Annotated in this window: 13 protein-coding genes; 11 read left to right on the top strand and 2 right to left on the bottom strand. The window is 56.0% G+C overall.

Annotated elements, in window-relative coordinates:
- Positions 1-9 precede the first annotated feature (9 nt).
- The gene (locus CHB83_RS07565; RefSeq protein ID WP_089332187.1) at positions 10-417 is read right to left on the bottom strand and encodes a hypothetical protein; all 408 of its coding nucleotides are present in this window, start codon (positions 415-417) and stop codon (positions 10-12) included.
- A gap of 294 nt (positions 418-711) precedes the next feature.
- On the opposite strand from CHB83_RS07565, the gene CHB83_RS07560 reads away from it, so the two are divergent.
- From CHB83_RS07560 to CHB83_RS07515, 10 genes are all read left to right on the top strand, one after another.
- Positions 712-3771 carry a M16 family metallopeptidase gene (locus CHB83_RS07560; RefSeq protein ID WP_089332186.1) on the top strand — a complete coding sequence of 1020 codons (3060 nt, stop codon included), beginning with the start codon at positions 712-714 and terminating at the stop codon, positions 3769-3771.
- Between the two features lie 224 nt (positions 3772-3995).
- Positions 3996-7421 carry a DUF4175 family protein gene (locus CHB83_RS07555; protein WP_089332185.1) on the top strand — a complete coding sequence of 1142 codons (3426 nt, stop codon included), beginning with the start codon at positions 3996-3998 and terminating at the stop codon, positions 7419-7421.
- 49 nt (positions 7422-7470) lie between these two features.
- The gene (locus tag CHB83_RS07550) at positions 7471-7932 is read left to right on the top strand and encodes an ATP-binding protein (protein WP_045688915.1); all 462 of its coding nucleotides are present in this window, start codon (positions 7471-7473) and stop codon (positions 7930-7932) included.
- Between the two features lie 6 nt (positions 7933-7938).
- Complete coding sequence (gene ybeY / locus CHB83_RS07545) at positions 7939-8427, top strand: rRNA maturation RNase YbeY (protein ID WP_082455542.1); 489 nt, start codon at positions 7939-7941, stop codon at positions 8425-8427.
- A gap of 177 nt (positions 8428-8604) precedes the next feature.
- Complete coding sequence (locus CHB83_RS07540; protein ID WP_045688916.1) at positions 8605-9336, top strand: GNAT family N-acetyltransferase; 732 nt, start codon at positions 8605-8607, stop codon at positions 9334-9336.
- Positions 9337-9671: 335 nt separating this feature from the next.
- On the top strand, positions 9672-11540 hold the full coding sequence (gene mnmG / locus CHB83_RS07535) for a tRNA uridine-5-carboxymethylaminomethyl(34) synthesis enzyme MnmG (protein WP_045688917.1): 1869 nt from the start codon (positions 9672-9674) through the stop codon (positions 11538-11540).
- Positions 11541-11644: 104 nt separating this feature from the next.
- The gene (locus CHB83_RS07530; protein ID WP_045688918.1) at positions 11645-12538 is read left to right on the top strand and encodes a class I SAM-dependent methyltransferase; all 894 of its coding nucleotides are present in this window, start codon (positions 11645-11647) and stop codon (positions 12536-12538) included.
- Positions 12539-12800: 262 nt separating this feature from the next.
- A complete protein-coding gene (locus CHB83_RS07525) occupies positions 12801-14420 on the top strand; it encodes an Ig-like domain-containing protein (protein WP_089332184.1) in 1620 nt (539 codons plus the stop codon).
- A gap of 958 nt (positions 14421-15378) precedes the next feature.
- Positions 15379-15870 carry a DUF4385 domain-containing protein gene (locus CHB83_RS07520; protein WP_089332183.1) on the top strand — a complete coding sequence of 164 codons (492 nt, stop codon included), beginning with the start codon at positions 15379-15381 and terminating at the stop codon, positions 15868-15870.
- A gap of 62 nt (positions 15871-15932) precedes the next feature.
- Positions 15933-16418 carry a hypothetical protein gene (locus CHB83_RS07515; RefSeq protein ID WP_055562577.1) on the top strand — a complete coding sequence of 162 codons (486 nt, stop codon included), beginning with the start codon at positions 15933-15935 and terminating at the stop codon, positions 16416-16418.
- Positions 16419-16620: 202 nt separating this feature from the next.
- On the opposite strand, the gene CHB83_RS07510 is transcribed toward CHB83_RS07515, so the two are convergent.
- On the bottom strand, positions 16621-18021 hold the full coding sequence (locus CHB83_RS07510) for an inorganic phosphate transporter (protein ID WP_089332182.1): 1401 nt from the start codon (positions 18019-18021) through the stop codon (positions 16621-16623).
- Between the two features lie 292 nt (positions 18022-18313).
- On the opposite strand from CHB83_RS07510, the gene CHB83_RS07505 reads away from it, so the two are divergent.
- Positions 18314-19831: a glycine--tRNA ligase gene (locus CHB83_RS07505; protein ID WP_045688921.1), complete on the top strand. Its 1518-nt coding sequence runs from the start codon at positions 18314-18316 to the stop codon at positions 19829-19831.
- Positions 19832-19836: the final 5 nt, after the last annotated feature.

Here is a 19836-nt window from a genome sequence, read left to right as displayed (position 1 = left end):
CAGAGGCGCTTAGCCTTGCTGTAGCCACTGCTGGGCGGGTAACTCCTCCGTGAAAACCCTGATTTCCACTGCTGGCGCCAGCGGATTGTTTTGGTCGAGTTCCAGAAGGCGTGGACGCAGAATGTCGGCGTGGTAGGGAGCCGTGAAGTAGGCTATGCGACGAGTTGCCGTAGGCAGGGCTTCGATAAACAACGTCCGAAACTCGTGCAGCACCCACCGAAGATCCTTCACTTCAGCCAGGCCCCGGCTGCGCAAGTCAATCATCCACCGGCTTACTTGCTCTTGCTGAGCCAGTTGCAGTGCTTGGCGGTAGCCCTCATGATGCTCGTTTGTGGTGGCCGGCCGCGTCCAGCGCAGAAATAACGTCTGCAAATCGGAGCGGTACGAGAGGCGGATGAAATCGGGCAACAGCTGCATGAGGGGCAAAGTAATTAGCAAATATACGGCGCTTCGCCCCCTAGTTGACGATCAGACTAGGATAAGTTATTGTCTCTATTTAGCCTGCTAGTAGAGGTAGCAGCGCAAATAACGCACGGCTTGCCCCTGAATAGTAAGCCCCAACTGAACACGTTGTCTCCCAAATAGGAATAGCTGTTTCGCTGCCAAAAACAGCCGAGTGTGCTGCCCCGTACCGACTGCAACCTTCCATGAATGGCATTTGTCTTTCGGCACGTAACTTACGGCACACATCTCACTTCTATTCCCGTTATAATGACCCGCAACCATCTGTTGCTTCTCGGCCTAGGCGCTTCCCTAACGCTACAGCCGGCTTTTGCTCAGCAGAAGAAAACGAGCACCACGCCTAAGCCTACTACCGTAGCCAAAGCTCCTAGTGCTACTTCTGGCGGCGCCCGCCTCGTAGAGAAAGTAACCCGCAAGGGCAATGAACTGGTGATTCCGTACGAGAAATACGTGCTGCCCAACGGCCTCACCCTCATTGTCACGGAAGACCACTCCGACCCCTTGGTGCACGTGGACGTGACCTATCACGTGGGCTCAGCGCGGGAGCAGATTGGTAAGTCGGGCTTCGCGCACTTCTTTGAGCACATGATGTTTCAGGGCTCCGACCACGTGGGCGACGAGCAGCACTTCAAGCTGGTGTCGGCGGCTGGTGGTACGCTAAATGGCTCGACGAACCGCGACCGGACCAACTACTACGAAACCATTCCGAATAACCAGTTGGAAACAGCCTTGTGGCTGGAAGCCGACCGCATGGGCTTTTTGCTGGATGCCGTAACGCAGCAGAAGTTTGAGGTGCAGCGCTCCACCGTGAAAAACGAGCGGGGCCAAAACTACGACAACCGTCCCTATGGGCTGGCTTCGGAGAACGTAGCCCGCACGCTCTATCCCTACGGCCACCCATACTCCTGGCTGACCATTGGCTACCTCGAAGACCTGGACCGTTCCAACGTGAACGACCTCAAGAACTTCTTCCTGCGCTGGTACGGCCCCAACAACGCCACCCTTACGGTGGGCGGCGATGTGAAACCCCAACAGGTGGTACAACTGGTAGAGAAGTACTTCGGCTCCATTAGCAAGGGCCCGGCCGTGGCAGCGCAGAAACTACCCGCACCCAAGCTGGCCCAAGACCGCTACGTAAGCTACACCGACAACGTGCGCTTTCCCATGTTGCAGATGGTGTTCCCAACGGTGCCTAGCGGCCACCCCGACGAGTTTGCCCTCGACGCATTGGCGGAAATCATTGGGCAGGGCAAAAACTCTTTGCTTTATAAGAACCTGACGAAAACCCAGCAGGCGGTACAGGCGTCAGCCTACAACAGCACCTCTGAGTTAGCGGGCGAGTTTACCATGGTGACGCTGCCTTTCCCCGGCAAAGGCCTCGACAGCCTGGAGATTAAGCTGCGCCGTACGCTGAGCGAGTTTGAGCGCACCGGCGCTACCGCCGAGCAAGTGGCACGCTTCAAGGCTAGCACCGAGTCTCAGATGGTAAATGGGCTTTCCAGCGTGAGCGGCAAAGTAAGCCAGCTGGCCGCCAACCAAACGTATTTTGGCAACCCCAACCGGCTGCCTGAAGAACTTAAGCGCCTGCGCGCAGTGACCCCCGCCGAGGTAAACCGCGTGTACAACCAGTACATCAAGGGCAAGCACGCCGTGATTCTGAGCGTTCTGCCCAAAACCGGTGGTGCAGCCCCCGCCAAGGCCGACAACTACACCGTATCGAAGGAAGGCTATAAGGCTCCCGACTACGGCTATGAAGGCCTCAAGTATGTAAAGGCAACCGATACCTTCGACCGGGCTCAGCAGCCCAAGGCGACTACCAACCCCGTGGTGCAGGTGCCCGAGCTGTGGCAAACCTCCTTCCCGAACGGACTGCGGGTAATGGGAAGTCGCAACACCGAGATTCCATCGGTAACCATGCTGCTGACCATCCGGGGCGGCCACCGCTTAGAGCAGAACATGCCTAACAAAGCCGGCATTGCCTCCCTCACGGCCGCCATGCTGAACGAAGGCACCACCAAATACACGGGTGAGCAGTTTAGCTCGGAGCTCGACAAGCTGGGCAGCTCTATCCGGGTAAGCAGCGGCGACGACAACACCACCGTGTACGTGCAGAGCCTCTCTAAGAACCTGCCCGCTACCATGAAGCTGCTGGAAGAGCGCCTGCTCCATCCCCGCTTCGACGAGGCCGACTTTGCCCGCATCAAAAAGCAGACTTTGGAAGGCATTGCCAACCAAACCACGCAGCCAGTAGTCATTGCCGATAAGACCTATTCGCGCCTAATTTACGGGGTCAACAACATCATGAACGTGCCTACCAGCGGCACCACGGCCACCGTAACCGGCCTGACACTGGACGACGTAAAGCAATTCTACGAGCAAAACTACGGCCCTAACATCAGCTACTTGGTAGCCGTGGGCGATGCCGACCAGAACACCCTCACCAACCAACTGGGATTCCTCAAGACCTGGACCCAGAAGAGCGTGACCATGCCGGCCGGTGAAGTAGCGCCCAACCCCGACAAAACGCGCATCTACTTTGTGAACAAAGATGGCGCGGCGCAGTCGGAAATTCGGGTGGGCTACCTCTCGCCCCTCACTTACGATGCCACCGGCAACTACTACCGTGCTTACCTAGCCAACTACCTGCTGGGCGGCGCCTTCAACTCCCGCATCAACCTGAACCTGCGCGAGGACAAAGGCTACACCTACGGCGCCCGCTCGGGCTTCCAGAGCAGCCGCTACGTAGGGCCCTACACGGCCCAGGCCGGCGTACGCGCCGATGCTACGGCCGCTTCGGTAAAGGAGTTCATGAAGGAAATTCAGAACTACCGCAACGGTATTACGGACGAGGAACTACAGTTTCTGCAAGCTTCAGTAGGCCAGAGCGACGCCCTGCGCTACGAGACTGGTCAGCAGAAAGCCTTCTTCCTGTCGCGCTTGCTGGAGTATGACCTCTCCAAAGACTACGTGAAGGAGCAAAGCGAAATTCTCAAAAACCTGAAGAAGGAAGATGTGCAGGCCAGCGCCCAGAAATACCTGCCTACCGACAATATGTACATTGTGGTAGTCGGCGACCGGGCTAAAGCTTTTCCCGGCCTCGCGGAGCTAGGCTACGAAGTAGTGGAACTGGATACGGAAGGCAACCGAGTAGCGGCGGCCGCCGCTCCTGCAGCCGCACCGGCAGCTGTAACGCCCGCCGCCGAGGCGGAGAAGATGAAGCTGAAAACCAAGGACGCTAACGGCAAAAAGGAAAAACGCAAAGCCAAAGCCGACAAGCAGAAAGACAAAGCGAAGGACAAAGCTGAGTAAGCCTTCGGTGTGCGTAAATAGAACAGCCCGGCTCCGGTGGAGCCGGGCTGTTCGTTTATACTTGGTTGGGAGTGCTGGGGGCGGGCAGTGCTTTCTTGCTGGCAGCCACTGGCTAGCGGAACAATTTACCCCCCGGCCTGCGTCGTTCGGGTAAGAACGTGAACCCGTGCAGCCGCCGGGCCTAAATGCGTATCTTTCCCAGGTCCGAATATGGCCGCAGATTTATGGTAGTGGATAAAGACCCTGCAACAACCCGGGCGTTAGACGACGTGCTGGCCCGGCTTGATGCCTTTAAGCGTAAGTTTTATCTGAGTTTGCTAGTGCGCGGTGCCCTCGTGGCCGCCGGGCTACTGCTCACCCTGTTTCTGGTATTCAACCTGCTCGAATACTTTCTCTACCTGCCTACGTGGGTGCGGGGAGGATTGCTGTTCGGGTTCTTGGGCCTGACGGCCTACGCCTTTGCCCGCTGGATCTGGCAGCCCCTGGCTGCCCTCACCAACCTGCGCCGCATGCTTTCCGACGAGCAAGCTGCACGGAGGGTAGGGGAGCTGTTTCCGCAGGTGCAAGACCGCCTGCTCAATGCCCTGCAGCTCCGGGGGCAAGCCCAGGAAAATGCCCTTTTGGCTGCCAGCCTGGAGCAGCGCGCTGCCCAGCTACAAGGCATGGAATTCAGCCAGGGCATCGACATCAAAACCCAAACCCGGCCGCTGTGGAAGTACGTGGCTATTCCGGCCGCCGTAGTAGTAGCCGTGCTGCTTATTTACCCGGCGCTGTTTGTGCAGGGCACTAACCGCATTCTGCACTACAACCAAAAGTACAGCCCACCCGCGCCGTTTCGGTTTGTGGTGGAAAACAAGAGCCTCAAGGCCTTTAAAGGCGAAGATTTCACGCTGGATGTGGCCGTAGAAGGCGAGGCTTTACCCAACGAAATCAGCATTGTATACGGTGGGCGCGAGCGGCGCCTGACGCGGGAACAGGGCAACCGGTTTCGCCATCAGTTCCGGCAGGTGCAGCAAGATGTAGCCTTCCAACTCACAGCCGCCGACGTCACTTCTGCTGAGTATGACCTGAAGGTGCGCGAGCGACCCAACCTGCGCGACTTTGCCGTGCGCGTGACCTACCCCGCCTACATCGGAAAGCCTACAGAAACCCTGCGCAACGCCGGCAACCTGACGGTACCCGAAGGCAGCACCGTGCAATGGGAGTTCAGCACCCAGGCTACCGACCAGTTGCAACTACAATTCCGCAACCCTACCGAAACCCTGACGGCCGAGCCCAACGACGACCTGTTTCGGGTGACGCGTCGCGCTACCCGTAGCCAAGACTACACGGTGCGCCTGCAAAATCAGTTTAGCCCCAACCGCGACCCTATTCAGTACCAGCTAACCGTGGTGCCCGACCAGGGCCCTGAGGTGACACTGGAAAGCTTTCAAGATACGACCTCCCTGCGCTACCTTGCTCTAGGAGGCAACGTGCGCGACGACTACGGGCTCTCCCGCCTGCAACTGCACTACCGCGTACTCAGCAAGGCCCACCCCAATGCGGCTTATCAAACGCGCGCCTTACCCTTGGGTAGCGGCTCAAGCCAGGGCTATGCCTACCAGTGGGATGTGCGCCCGCTCAACTTAAAGCCCGGCGACCGGCTGGAGTACTTTGTGCAGGTATGGGACAACGATGGCGTGCACGGCCCCAAGTCGGCGCGGAGCCGGGCTGCGGAGTTCCGGCTGCCTTCCCGCACCGAAATGCGCCAGCAGCTAGCTTCCCAAAGCCAAGCTATGCAAAGCCAGATGAGCAAGTCGGAGCAGGAGTCGAAGAAGATGGAGCGGGAGCTGGCCAAAGCAGAGGATAAGCTGAAGGTGAAGCGCGACCTGAACTTCCAGGACCGCAAGCAGCTCAAGGATATGCTGGACCAGAAGCAGCAGATGGATCAGGCTCTCAACGACCTCAAAAAGCAATTTGAGCAGCTCCAAGAGCAGCAGAACCAGCTCAACCCCGAGAAAAATGAGGAGCTAGCCGAGAAAGCCAAGGAGCTGCAAAAGCTGATGGAAAGCCTCTTGGACCCCGAAACCAAGAAGCTGTACGAGGAGCTACAGAAGCTACTGGAACAGCAGCAGGACCAAAACCAGCCCGAAATGCAGAAGCTGCTTCAGCAGCTTGAAAACAAGGAAAACACCTTGCAAAAGGAATTGGAGCGGGCCCTCGAAATGTTTAAGCAGCTACAGTTTGAGCAGAAGCAGGATCAGGCCCTGGAAAAGCTAGAGCAGCTAGCCCAGGAGCAGCAAAAGCTGGCCGAGGAAACGCAGAAGAACGATAAGAACTCGCCGGAAGCGCCTCAGGACAAAAACCAACAGCAGCAAAAGCAGCAAGACCTCAAAGAAAAGCAAGCTGAGCAGCAGCAGCAGTTCAATGAACTGAAGCAGGACCTGAAAGACATGAAGGAGTTGGATAAGCAACTCGACGACCAAAACGGGGCCGATGAGATGAAGGACGACCAGCAGCAGGTAGACGACCAGCAGCAGGACAGCCAGGAACAGCTTTCCAAAAACCAGAACCAGAAAGCTAGCCAGAGCCAGAAGCAGGCCGCGCAGAAAATGCAGCAGATGGCCCAGAAGATGAAGCAGCAGATGAACGAGGAAGAATCGGACCAGCAGCAGGAAAACATTGACGACCTGCGCGACATCCTGGAAAACCTTATCAAGCTCTCCTTCGACCAGGAAAACCTGATGAAGCAATTCCGCACCGTGGACCAGAGCGACCCGCGCTTTGTGCAGCTCGGCCAAACCCAGCGCAAGCTCAAGGACGACGCCCGGGTAGTGCAGGATTCTCTCTACGCCCTGGCCAAAAAAGTCTTCCAGATTCAGTCATTTGTGACCCGTGAGGTAGGCGAGATGAACGGCCGCATGGACGAAAGCCTCGACCAAATTCGGCAGCGCAACGTGGGGCGGGCTACTAGCTCGCAGCAGCTAGCCATGACCAGCATGAACAATTTGGCCCTGATGCTCAATGATGCCCTCCAGCAGATGCAAGAGCAGCAGCGCCAAAGCCAGAGCCAGCAGCAACAGGGCGGGGGCAAGTCGGGCCGTAAAAAGAAGAAGGGCAGCGCAGCCGGCGAAGGCCAGCTGGGCCGTATGCAGCAGCAGCTCAACCAGCAGATTCAGCAGTTGCAGCAAAGTGGCAAGCAGGGCCGCGCCATGAGTGAGGAGCTAGCCAAGCTGGCCGGCCAGCAACAGATGCTGCGCCAAGCCATGCAGGAACTAGAGCGTATGCAGCAAAAACAGGGCGCAGGCAAGCCTGGCAGCAATAAAGACGGCAAAGGACAGGATGGAGCCGGCGGCCTCGGCGACGTAAAAAAAATGATGGAACAAACCGAAACCGACCTCGTAAACAAGCGGCTGACGGAGCAGACCATTATGCGCCAGCGTCAAATTCTGACCCGATTACTGGAAGCCGAGAAATCGGCTCGGGAGCGGGACCAGGATGACAAACGCGAGGCACAAACGGCCCAGAACCGTCCGCCGGTTTTCCCGCCTGCGTTCAACCAATACAAGCGTCAGCAAAACCGTCAAACCGAGCTCTTGCGTACTGTACCACCCGCCCTCACGCCGTACTACCAGCGGGAGGTAAGTGAATATTTTCAGAAAATGAAGTAGCGTTCAGCTACTTTTACCGCCCCTACGCCGCCTTCCCCCTTACTTTTCTATGAAGCAGGTTAAAATTCAGATTCCGTCGCTGGTCGAGAACATCCGCGTAGTGGAAAGTTTCATCGACAACTCGAAGGATACCTTTCACATTGAGGATGACATCTACGGCAATATCATGGTCGCCGTCACGGAAGCCGTGAATAACGCTATCCGCCACGGCAACAAGTTCGACAAAGACAAGAATGTCTTTCTCTCATTGCAAGTGGACAAGGACCGGGTGAAGTTTGAGGTAGAGGACGAGGGCGAAGGGTTCGATTATACGAATCTGATTGACCCTACCGCGCCTGAGAACCTCGAAAATCCCGGTGGCCGTGGTATTTTCTTAATTCGTCACTTGGCCGACGAAGTAGAGTTCCAGAAAGAAGGCCGCAATGTGCAGCTGACTTTCCTTTTAAATTCTCCCCAGGAAGCGTCGTCCATCAACGGTACCGAAAACGAACCGGCTGCCGCAAACCTATAATCCGGCATGAACCAGCTGCCCCCCGACCACGACGAGGAGTTCGACGATGATACCGTGCACGAGCACGAAAATCACGGTATCGAGTTTTTGGTTGAAGATGTGGAATTCGAACTGAGCGACGCGGAAGCGCTGACCAGTTGGGTTGAACGTGTAGCTGAGGTACACGAGTACGAGATTGTACAGCTCACCTACATCTTCTGCTCCGATGAATACCTGCATAAGGTAAACATGGAGTACCTCGACCACGATACGTACACCGACGTCATCACCTTCGACAACGCCGACACCTCGGACATCATCGAGGGCGACATTTTCATTTCCGTGGAGCGCGTGCGCGAAAACGCCGTGCAGCTCGGGGTGCCGTTCGTAGATGAGTTGCACCGGGTAATGATTCACGGTGTGCTCCACCTGCTTGGCTACGCTGATAAGGATTTGCTAAGCCAAACGGCCATGCGCAAGAAAGAGGACTACTGCCTGTCGTTGCGCACGTTCTAAGCGAGCTATCCTTGTTCCTTTTGCCTATACGAAAACGCCCGCTAGTGCAGTGGGCGTTTTTTATGTTACTACCCAGTACCTTGCGCCTACACGCACCCCACGGCAAGCCGCTGTAGGTGGGTAGCAACTCGCCCTTTTCTAGTTTTTGCCCGTTAGCCTCTCTTCCGCACATCTTGCATGGCCGCTACTCCTTCGCCTACGCACATCCTCCGGGGCGACGCACTGGATTTCTACTTAAGCCAGGGCTACTACCGGATGCACCAAGACTTGTTCACCTGTCGGTTTTTGCCCATCAACAACGACTTGTATACGGTGCATTGGCTGCGAGTAGTGCTGGAGCATGTGCACTACGGTCCTGAGCAGCGCAGACTATTGCGCCTCAACAAGCAGTTTTCGGTGTTCCTGCGCCCTTTCAGCCTTACCCAGGAGTACGAAGACCTATACGCCCTCTACCGGGCGTCCATCACCTTCGATGCTCCTGAGACGATAGAAGCCTTTTTGCTAGCGGGGGCCACGCACAATGTGTTTACAACTTCTGTGTTAGAGGTGCGCGACGGCCACCAGCTTATTGCCGCTGGCATATTTGATACGGGCGCCCGTAGCATTGCCGGCATCATGAACTTCTACCACCCCAGCTACCGGAAACACAGCCTGGGCAAATATCTCATGTTGCTGAAAATCAACCACGCTTTGGCCCACCAAAAAGCGTACTACTACCCGGGTTACTTGGTGCACAACTACCCGAAGTTCGACTACAAGCTGTTTCCGTGCTTGGCCGCCACGGAGGTGTTCGATAGTGCCATGAGCCGTTGGCTGCCGTTCTCGTGGGACGTGGTGGCAGCCCAAGCCGCTGACCTACTGACTTCCTGGCCCCCAGAGTTTCTGGACGATACGGAGGCCCAGCAGTAGTCTGTCGTAGGAAGAGGCCGCTAGCTCGGTGTTGGGTGCGTACTGTGCTTTGCAGACCCAGCCCCTAGCAACTGGAACAAAAACGCCGCCGAGTGCTTATCTTTGTGCACGTGTTGAGCGTGTTGCGTCCGCCTTTCTGAATCTGATTTCTTTCGAAACGCCTGCTCACTTGCGGGCGTTTTCTGTTTGAAGCGGTGCGTAGCTCCAGCTACGCGTTTCATTGAACGACTGCAGGCGCTTCCTGTGTTACCCCCGAACGATTCTGTCAGCTTCTAGCTGATCTATAGTTCACCGATGCGCAAAGCTGGAGCTTTTGCGCTACTGCCTACCCCGCCATGTTTCAGCAAGAAGAATACGACGTTATTGTAGTAGGAGCCGGCCACGCCGGATGCGAGGCCGCCGCGGCCGCCGCCAATATGGGCTCCAAGGTCTTACTCGTGACGATGAACATGAACACCATCGCGCAGATGTCGTGCAACCCAGCCATGGGCGGGGTGGCCAAAGGACAGATTGTGCGCGAGGTGGATGCCTTAGGCGGCCAGTCGGGCATCATCACCGACAAAACCATGATCCAGTTCCGGATGCTGAACCGCTCGAAGGGCCCTGCCATGTGGAGCCCCCGCGCCCAGTCGGACCGCATGCGTTTTGCCGAGGAGTGGCGCCTGACCCTAGAGCAAACTCTGAACGTGGACTTCTGGCAGGAAGCCGTACTAGGCCTGGTCGTAGAAAACGACACGGTAGTGGGAGTGAAGACGCAGTTGGGGATTGAGTTCCGCGGCAAAGCTGTAGTACTCACCAACGGCACCTTTCTCAACGGTCTTATCCACATTGGCGAGAAGAACTTCGGCGGCGGCCGGGCTGCTGAGCGCGGTAGCACTGGCATTACAGAGCAGCTGAAGGAGCTAGGCTTTGAGGCAGGCCGTATGAAAACGGGCACTCCGCCCCGCGTGGACGGTCGCAGCCTGGACTACTCCAAAATGGAGGAGCAACCCGGCGACGAGATTCCCAGCAAATTCAGCTACCTCGACACGCCGGCGCTAGTGAAGCAGCGCCCTTGCTACATCACGTACACCAACTCGGAGGTTCATGAAATCCTGAAGGAGGGTTTCGAGAAGTCGCCCATGTTCCAGGGGCGGATCAAAGGTTTGGGGCCGCGCTACTGCCCCAGTGTAGAAGACAAAATCAACCGCTTCGCCGACAAGGACCGCCACCAGATTTTTGTGGAGCCCGAAGGCTGGAGCACGGTGGAAGTATACGTAAACGGGTTTAGCTCCTCGTTGCCCGAAGACGTGCAATACCGCGCGCTGCGCAAAATTGCGGGCTTCGAGAAGGCAAAGATGTTCCGCCCGGGCTATGCCATTGAGTACGACTTCTTCCCGCCCACTCAACTGCACCTAACCCTGGAAACCAAGCACATCAAAAACCTATACTTCGCGGGCCAGATCAACGGCACTACGGGCTACGAGGAAGCTGCTTGCCAGGGCCTGATGGCTGGTATCAACGCGCACAACCGCGTCCACGGTAAGGAACCCTTCATCCTGAAGCGGAGCGAGGCTTACATTGGTGTCCTCATCGACGACCTGGTAAACAAAGGCACCGACGAGCCTTACCGCATGTTCACGAGCCGTGCCGAGCACCGTTTGCTGCTCCGCCAAGACAACGCCGACTTGCGCCTTACCCCGCTCGGGTACGCCCTGGGCTTGGCCTCGGAGGAGCGTATGGACCGCGTGCGGGAAAAGGAAACCCAAACCGCCGAGGTGGCCAAGCTGCTGAAGACATATGCCATTGAACCACAGGAAATCAACGGGTGGCTGGCGGAAATAGGCTCGGCTACCATCCACGAGAAAACGCGGGCGGTTAATCTGCTTCGTCGTCCGAATGTGGACTTAGCTGCCCTGGCCCAGGTACTGCCCGGCCTTACCCTAGCCTTGTCGCCGTACCGGCCCGATGCTTTGGAGCAAGCTGAGATTCTGGTAAAATATGAGGCGTACTTGGAGAAAGAGCACCAGCAAGCCGCCCGCGTGCAGGAGCTGGAAAACTTCACCATCCGGGGCCGCCTCGATTACAAGGCCATGCCTGCACTTTCGCACGAGGCCCGGGAGAAGCTACTCAAGATACAGCCCGAAACGCTGGGGCAAGCCGCGCGCATTAGTGGCGTGAGCCCCGCCGATGTTTCGGTGCTGATGGTGTACCTTGGTCGGTAAATTAGGAAAGGCGCCGGAAGCAGAAGACGCGCGCGAATGGTGCTGCTCACCTCGTCTTCGTCTTGCTTCTGCTTCCGGCATCCTCATGTTTAAGTCAACGCGTAGTGTCTTACGAACGTCTGGAGAAGTGCCCAGTGTGCGGCAAAACCGAGCTACAAAACAAGCTCGTAGTTGAGGATAAATCGGTAAGTAAGGAGAGCTTCGCCATCCAGCAATGCGCGGCGTGCTCCTTTCAATTCACGAATCCTCGTCCAGACTTTGCCAACATTGGCCGCTACTACGAGTCCGAGGAATACGTGTCGCACAACAGCGGGGCAGGAGGGGTTATCAACCAAGCCTACAAGGTGGCCCGCTTTTTCACCATGCGACGCAAGGTGGCTCTGCTCAATAAGCAAGCGCCGCGCAAAGGCAAGCTCCTAGATTATGGTTGCGGTACGGGTCACTTTCTGGCGGCAGCCAAAGCCAGCGGCTGGCAGGTAGCAGGCTTAGAGCCTAACCCGCGGGCCCGTGAGGAAGCCTCCCGGCGGGTAGGACAGCCCATCGGTATGGAGAGCTTACTCACGTTTGAACCTGGTTCATTTGAGGCCATCACGCTGTGGCACGTGCTAGAACACGTTCATGAACTGAACGATACCTTGCAACAGCTCATCCGTTTGTTGAAGCCCGATGGCGTCCTCATCATTGCGGTGCCGAATGTAGATAGCCTTGATGCCCAGCACTACCGCCAAGACTGGGCAGCGTACGATGTGCCCCGCCATCTGTACCATTTCAGCCCCAAAACCATGACCCAACTCCTCAAAAAGCACAAAATGACGGTGCGTGAGGTGTTGCCCATGATGCTGGATGCCTACTATGTGAGCATGCTAAGCGAAAAACACCGGGCGGAGCGCGGCGGCGGCTTACTGACTGTGCTAAAAGCTGGCTACAAGTCAAACCAGTACGCGGCCCAGCACGATGGACAGTATTCAAGTCTGATCTACGTTGTGGCCCGACGCTAGTGTCACGTACACTTTGCTGCCACAGTAGGGTAGGGGAGGGGCTACGCTCCCGAGTATCAAGCTGCTAGCTTTGCTGCGGGAGCCGGCCTAGTAGCCAGCGGCCGGGGGGCGCATTCCGTGCATGCTTCTTATCTAGGGTAGGCCCTACCTTCGCTGAGCTTCGGCTGGGGTAGCATACGCTGCGCCTACTGTTCGTCGTTTCTCCTGTTTTTGGTACGCTCTTTTGTTGAGGAATACTCCTCGCGCCATCTTGATTTCAGTAATGTCCGCTCGCGCTAGTTTAGTTCTGTTGCTTACGGCTGCGGCCGGTTTGGGAGGTTGTGCCGCTATCAGCTCGCCGGAAGGTGGCCCCCGGGATGTGGAAGTACCTAAGCTTGTTAGCTCAATCCCGGCTAACGGCGCCCGCAACGTGAAGGCCCAATCTGTGCGACTGATCTTTTCAGAACAAGTGCAGGTGAAAGACTTGCAGAAGAACCTCATCATTGCTCCCCTAATCAGCAACGACAACCCGTACAAGGTGCGCGAAGACCGCACGTCAATTACGCTGCTGTTTGACAAGCCCTTCGCCCCCAACACTACCTACTCATTCAACTTCGGCAATTCCATCAGCGACATTACCGAAAGCAACATTGCCGCCAAGGCCGTAGTCAGCTTTAGCACAGGTGCGCAGCTTGATTCTGGTTCGGTGCGTGGCCTAGTTACTGAGCCTCTGAGTGGGCAGCCCGTAGGCGAAGCATCAGTGCTTCTGTACCCTACCTCTGATACCACCACTGTGCGCACGGGCAAGCCCTACTACCTGGCTCGCACGGATAAGGCAGGCGCGTACGAGTTTCAGAACCTGAAGGAAGGCTCCTACAGGATTTTCGCCATTCTCGATAAAAATCAGAGTTCCCGCTACGAGGACGGCGAACGGATTGCTTACCTCCCCGAACCTATTATAGTCCGGCCCGGCCTCGACTCCCTCAACCTGCTGCTGACCCGCCCCGACCAGCGGCGCGCTTTGGTTACTGGGCAAAAGCCTGGACCTACCGACTTCCGGGTATCCTTTAATGAAGGTGTGGAGAAAGCTACCATCACGCCGCTGGGTGCTGCAACGGCCCCGGCCAATCTCAATGATGCCATTCAGTTTGCGGAGCGCGGCCGAACGGCTATTCTGTTCCGCACGGCGGCTCTCGCCGAGGGTCGCTACCTATTGGCAAGCACCGATAGTGCCGGCAATACCGGTCGAGACACAATTTCGGTTCGCTTTCAGGGCACGGCGCCTACCCGCCGCGGTGCGCTGTACTCTGTAGAGGGCTCTCCGCGTGAAGTGTACCGCCAAGGTCAAGTGAAATTTGAATTCACAGAGCCCATCCGCATTGCGGCCAACAAGCCTTTTGCCGTTCTGACCGAAGACTCCGTAAAGCAGCGCCCCCTACGCCTGCCCCAAGATGGTGCCCTCAGCCTCGACCGTTCTACCCTAACCATCCCAATTAATACCAAGGCGCGCAAGACCATTAGCATTCTGCTGGACAGTACTGCCATTGAGAGCGTAACTGGCCGCCGACTCGGGATTAAGCCTCTGCGCCTGCGGGTGAGCGAGCAAGCTACTACCGGCACCCTAAGTGGTCCGATTCGCACGAAGTACACCCGCTACATTGTGCAGCTCCTTGATGCCAATGGGCAAGTGCTGGCTTCCTTAGACAGCCCCAAGGCTACCTACCATTTCGATTATCTCGCGCCGGGGCCCTACAAATTGCGCGTACTTATTGATGCCAACCAGGACGGCCGCTGGCAAGGTGGCGACCCAGAATTTAAGCGGCTGCCAGAGCCCGTATACCTACTCCCTAAGCCCATTCAGGTGCGTGCCAACTGGGACCAAGTAGAAACGCTCAGCTTTTAGTACCAGCGTTGCAGAACGTAAGCGCCCGGCTTCCTTTAGAAGGAGCCGGGCGCTTTTGCGTTTAGCCATGGGCAATGCATGTACTATCCTGCATCCAACGCAGGGCAGCGTGAGCCATTCAGCTAGTAGTTCTGCTGATAGTCGGCTGTCCTAGTCGGCCTTCTATCCATAATCCTATTACTCACTATATAGGAGGGTGTGCAGCTAGATATCCACACCCATAAATCTGCATTGGGGTACGCAGGGGCGCTTTTCGGATTTTGAAAATCGTAATCCACATAAGTTATCCACCTATCTGCTTGATGCTGAAATAATCCGTGGATAACACTGGGGAAACATGGGGATAACCCGTGGAGAACTTGCGGACAAGTTTTTTTGGATGGTGACAACCCGTAACAGGAGGCCACTGTGGGGATAGTACGGTGGATAAGGGTGGACAACTTTCCCCCGATAATCACACAATCCACACCTATACACAGCTGTGGATTGTGGATTTGTGCAGAACCCCTGTGGATTGTGAAAAACTCGGTTATGAATCTTTGTATCAGCTACTTACTATCCACATACCCTGTTGATAGACGGTGGATAAGCTAGTTATTGTGCACATGTTATCCCCGCTGTGCATAACCTCCGTTTCTTATCCACTTATACACAGCCCTAATGGCAGGAGACAAAAAGAAATTTTAAAAAAGAAGAATTTAAAAAGTTATTAACTGTGTGGAAAAGCTCGGCTCCCTTCTCCCTTCGGAAGTCAGTTGGGCAAAGCTGGAAAGTAAGAGCAGGTAGGGGGCAGCTTCCGGCTTCTTTACTTGAGCTAGCTTACGGGCACCACGAGTTATGCCCAAGGCGTGTGGATAAGCGGCGGGCACCAAAGCAGCTTTTGATTTTTGACAGGGGATATCCACAGAGTAGGTGTTGGCGTATACTAGGCTTGCCTCCTGTGATGGCCCCTTATCTCATGCCCTTCGATTACACGCTTGATTTCCGCACTGTAGATTTCCGGCAGCACCCGGAACTGTACCGCGTAGGTAAAGGCGAGCAGGGGGTACTGCTAGTACAGCCCTATAAAGGGGAGATTCTGCCCCACTGGCGCTTTCGTACCCCCGAAGTGGCACAGGAGTCTAGCGAAACCATTTATAAGCTCTTTGAGGCTTATTTAGAGGCCAACGACTTTGTGGGAGCCGACATGGCCCGAAAGTTCTTGCAAATGGGCTTCACCCGGTCGCGTCGCTACGCCAACCACAAAGGCGGCAAAAAGTACGACGGCCCAGTTCCGGCTGATAAAAAAGGCCAGAGCGGAGCCCATGGCCGCGACGAACTACCACGGGCTCCCGAGGATCCGGAAAAAGCGGAAGCTGCCCGCATCTTTAAGCAGAAGTGGGACCAGGCCAAACAACATCCCGCTTACCTTGCCCAGCGGCTTGAATTCGAGACTCGCTACGGCAAGTGACAACCCTTGTCTACCTTTACTCCCACCCTTTTTACCCATTTACCATTCCTCACATAAGCCATATGCAAACATCCAGCAACCAAGCGGCCAGCACGGAAGAAAATGAAATCGTCCTCGGCAAAGGAATGGGTCCGCTCAAGTTCGGTGCCTCCATGGATGAGGTGCGGGCCCTGATGGGCGAGCCCGAGGAGATTGAAGAGTCGGAAGACGATGACGAGTTTGAACACCAAGCGTGGAACTACTTGGAAGAAGGCTACTCTCTGTACTTCGACCGGGAAGACGACTATCGCCTCAGCTGCATCGAAACCGACCACCCCGGCATCCGGCTGTACGGCGAAGCCATTCACGGCAAAACTCCCGAGGAAATTCAGGACCTCATGAAGCGCCACGGCCACGAGCAGAGCGACGTAGAGAAAATGGACACGGGCGAGATGCGCCTCTCCTACGAGAAGGAAATGATTGACTTATACTTCGATGAGAACCAGCTGCAGTTTGTCAACTTCGGCGTGTTTATCAACGACGATTTGGAAGTACAGTGGCCAGCCTAACTGAGTTATCCACATTATCCACACTATTTAGTGTGCATAAGTGGATAAGTTGGTAGTGAATCAGCCCGTTAGCCAGCAGGCATTAGCTAAAATACCTTCGTTTTCCCAACCTGGTGAGCTAGCTTCAAAATGAGTAAACAAAAAGCCCGCCCCGAATTTCGGGGCGGGCTTTTTGTATGATTCTAAGACTAGATGAGCTAAGCTATAGTACAGCTCGGAACAGCAAAAACAGAGCTCCTGACAAGAACATGGTAACGGGCAAGGTAAGCACCCAGGCCAGGGCAATATTGCGCACCATCTGCGGGTTCAAGTTCTTGATGCCACGGTTGGCGACCATGGAACCAGCAATGGCCGATGACAATACGTGGGTGGTAGATACCGGCAAACCAAACTGGGTGTTTACCCCAATCATGGCCGCAGCAATCAGCTCCGACGAAGCGCCCTGGGCGTAAGTTAGGTGCTCCTTGCCGATTCGCTCGCCAATAGTTTTCACAATACGCTGCCAGCCAACCATAGTGCCGATGCCCAACGACAGGGCCACCATGAACGACACTTGCCACGGAGCATAGTCGGTGAAGGCGCGCATTTCGGTAATGCCTTGCTCAAACGTTGTGCGGTCAACGGTGCTAAGGGGTAACTTGTCGCTCGAAGTGAGTTTCTTGGCGCGGTTGTTCAGCAGCAAAATGGCTTTGCGAATCTCGAAGCGTGCCGACTCGGGCAGCTGCTTCACGTCGGTTTTGCCGGCAAAAATCTGGTCGAGGCTATTAGTTTGCGTCCTGATATCGGCTAGCAGTTGGCTGTCTGCTTGGCTGAGACCAGCGGGGTTTATTTTGCCCATTACCGTCTCCACCTTGTTGAGGGAGTCGCGCATGTCTAAGGGATTCAGCTTCTGATTGAGGGCAAAATGCACGGGCACAATGCCTATCAAAATCAGCATGATCAGGCCCACGCCCTTCTGCCCGTCGTTGGAGCCGTGGAAAAAGCTCACTAGCGTGCAGGTAGCAATCAGAATCAGGCGAATCCAGATGGGTGGGGGCTTGCGCTTGTGCGGCTCCTTAAAGATGCCCTTGTTCGCCACGAAGCGCTTTAACAAGAACATCATGATGATGGTAAGCGAAAAGCCGAAGATGGGGCTAATCAGCAGCGAAGCCATGGTTTCGCCAGCCTTGCTCCAGTTGATAGCCGCATTGTGGGAGTCGGGGAGTAAGGAGAAGGCAATACCCACGCCCAGAATAGACCCAATTAAGGCGTGCGACGACGACGACGGCAGGCCGTAGTACCAGGTACCCACGTTCCAGATGATGGCCGCAATAATCAGCGCCCCAACCATAGCAATGCCATGGTACACATTCTGGTCGACCAGGCTTTCTACCGGTAGAAGGTACACGATGCCCATGGCCACCGCAATACCGCCCGTGAGTACTCCGATGAAGTTCCAGAAGCCCGACCACACTACCGCTACCCAGGGCCGCAGGGCATTGGTGTAAATAACGGTAGCCACGGCGTTGGCCGTATCGTGGAAACCGTTGACGAATTCAAACGCGCAGGCCGCTACCAGACAAGCCAGCAGCAGCAACAGCACATGAGGCTCTAAGCCAAACATAAGGGGGAGATTTGTGAAAATTAAGTTTCGGCAATCAAAGGTAGTGCCGCCCGAAAGGGGCGCAAGATTATGAAATTGTTATGGGAGAAGCATGGAAGCGCCCAGGTTGAGACGCTAAACGCAGGAATATTCAACAAGTTGACTTTAATGCGGCGCATGCCGCAGCATCCGCTACTTTTGCCAATACTTCCCGAAATGAGGGGTTGGCAGAGCGTAAATCCTGACCGTATGCGGCCATCGGCCCGTACGCGGCATGTCTACTTTTTGCCTTTCGCCTCCTACTTTTTTATTCATGAGTAACGCCCAGCAGAAACCCACTACGGCCGAGAGCACCCTGGCCGATATCGTGTCGCACGCCAAGGAGTATGGCTTTGTCTTCCCTTCCTCGGAAATTTACGATGGCCTGGCTGCCGTGTACGACTATGGTCCGTATGGCGTAGAGTTGAAGAACAACCTGAAGCAGCTGTGGTGGCGGGCCATGACCCAGCTCAACCAAAACGTAGTAGGCATTGATGCTGCCATCTTCATGCACCCAACCACGTGGAAAGCGTCGGGGCACGTAGATGGTTTCTCCGATCCGCTCATTGATAACCTCGACAGCAAGAAGCGCTACCGCGCCGACGTGCTGGTAGAAGACAAAGCCGCCGAGTACGAAAACGCGGGAGACAAGGCGCGTGCCGATGCGTTGCTAGTAGAGTTGGGCCGCTTGCTTACCGAAAACGACTTGGCGGGCGTGAAGCAGCTCATCTTAGATGAGAAAATTCTGTGCCCCATCAGCAAAACGGCCAACTGGACCGAGGTGCGTCAGTTTAACCTGATGTTCTCCACGCAGGTAGGCGCCGTAGCCGGCGATTCGTCGCAGATTTACCTGCGCCCCGAAACGGCCCAGGGAATCTTCGTGAACTTCCTGAACGTGCAGAAGTCGGCGCGGGCGAAGGTGCCCTTCGGTATTGCTCAAATTGGTAAGGCCTTCCGCAACGAGATTGTGGCCCGCCAGTTCATCTTCCGCATGCGGGAGTTCGAGCAGATGGAAATGCAATTCTTTGTGCGCCCTGGCACCGAAGGCGAGTGGTACCAGCAGTGGAAGGAAACGCGCCGCCGCTGGCACGAAGCCATGGGCCTACCCGCTGCCAAGCTCCGTTTCCATGACCACGAGAAGCTGGCTCACTACGCCAAAGCTGCCGTTGACATTGAATACGAATTCCCCTTCGGCTTCAAGGAAATTGAGGGTATCCACTCCCGCGGCGACTTCGACCTGACTCAGCACCAGCAGTACAGCCGCAAGAAGCAGAACTACTTCGACAACGATGTGAACCCCGAAACGGGTAAGCCCTACGGCAACTACGTGCCCTACGTGGTAGAAACGTCCGTGGGCGCCGACCGTTTGTTCTTGGCTACCCTCTGCCAGGCCTTCCAGGAGGAAACCATTACGGAGGGCGAAGGCGAGAAGCAGCAAACCAAAACGCGCAAATTGCTGAAGCTGCACCCCGCCGTAGCGCCCATCAAAGCGGCCATCTTCCCGCTGGTGAAAAAAGATGGCCTACCCGAGAAAGCCAATGAAATCTACAACAGCCTGCGCCATGACTTTCCGCTGGTAGTAGAAGAGAAGGATTCTATCGGTACGCGCTACACACGCCAAGACCTTATTGGGACGCCCTTCTGCGTGGCCGTCGACCACCAGACCCTAGAAGATAACACCGTGACCGTACGCCACCGCGACTCGCGCGAGCAAACCCGCATGCCCATTGCTGACCTGCGCGCGTACATTGGCGAGGCTGTGAGCTTTGCCCGCATTTTTGAGCAGCTGTAAGAAGA

Source organism: Hymenobacter mucosus (assembly GCF_900188255.1).
Classification (GTDB): domain Bacteria; phylum Bacteroidota; class Bacteroidia; order Cytophagales; family Hymenobacteraceae; genus Hymenobacter; species Hymenobacter mucosus.
Note: the sequence above shows the minus strand (reverse complement) of the source record. Positions and strands in the feature narration are given on the sequence as shown.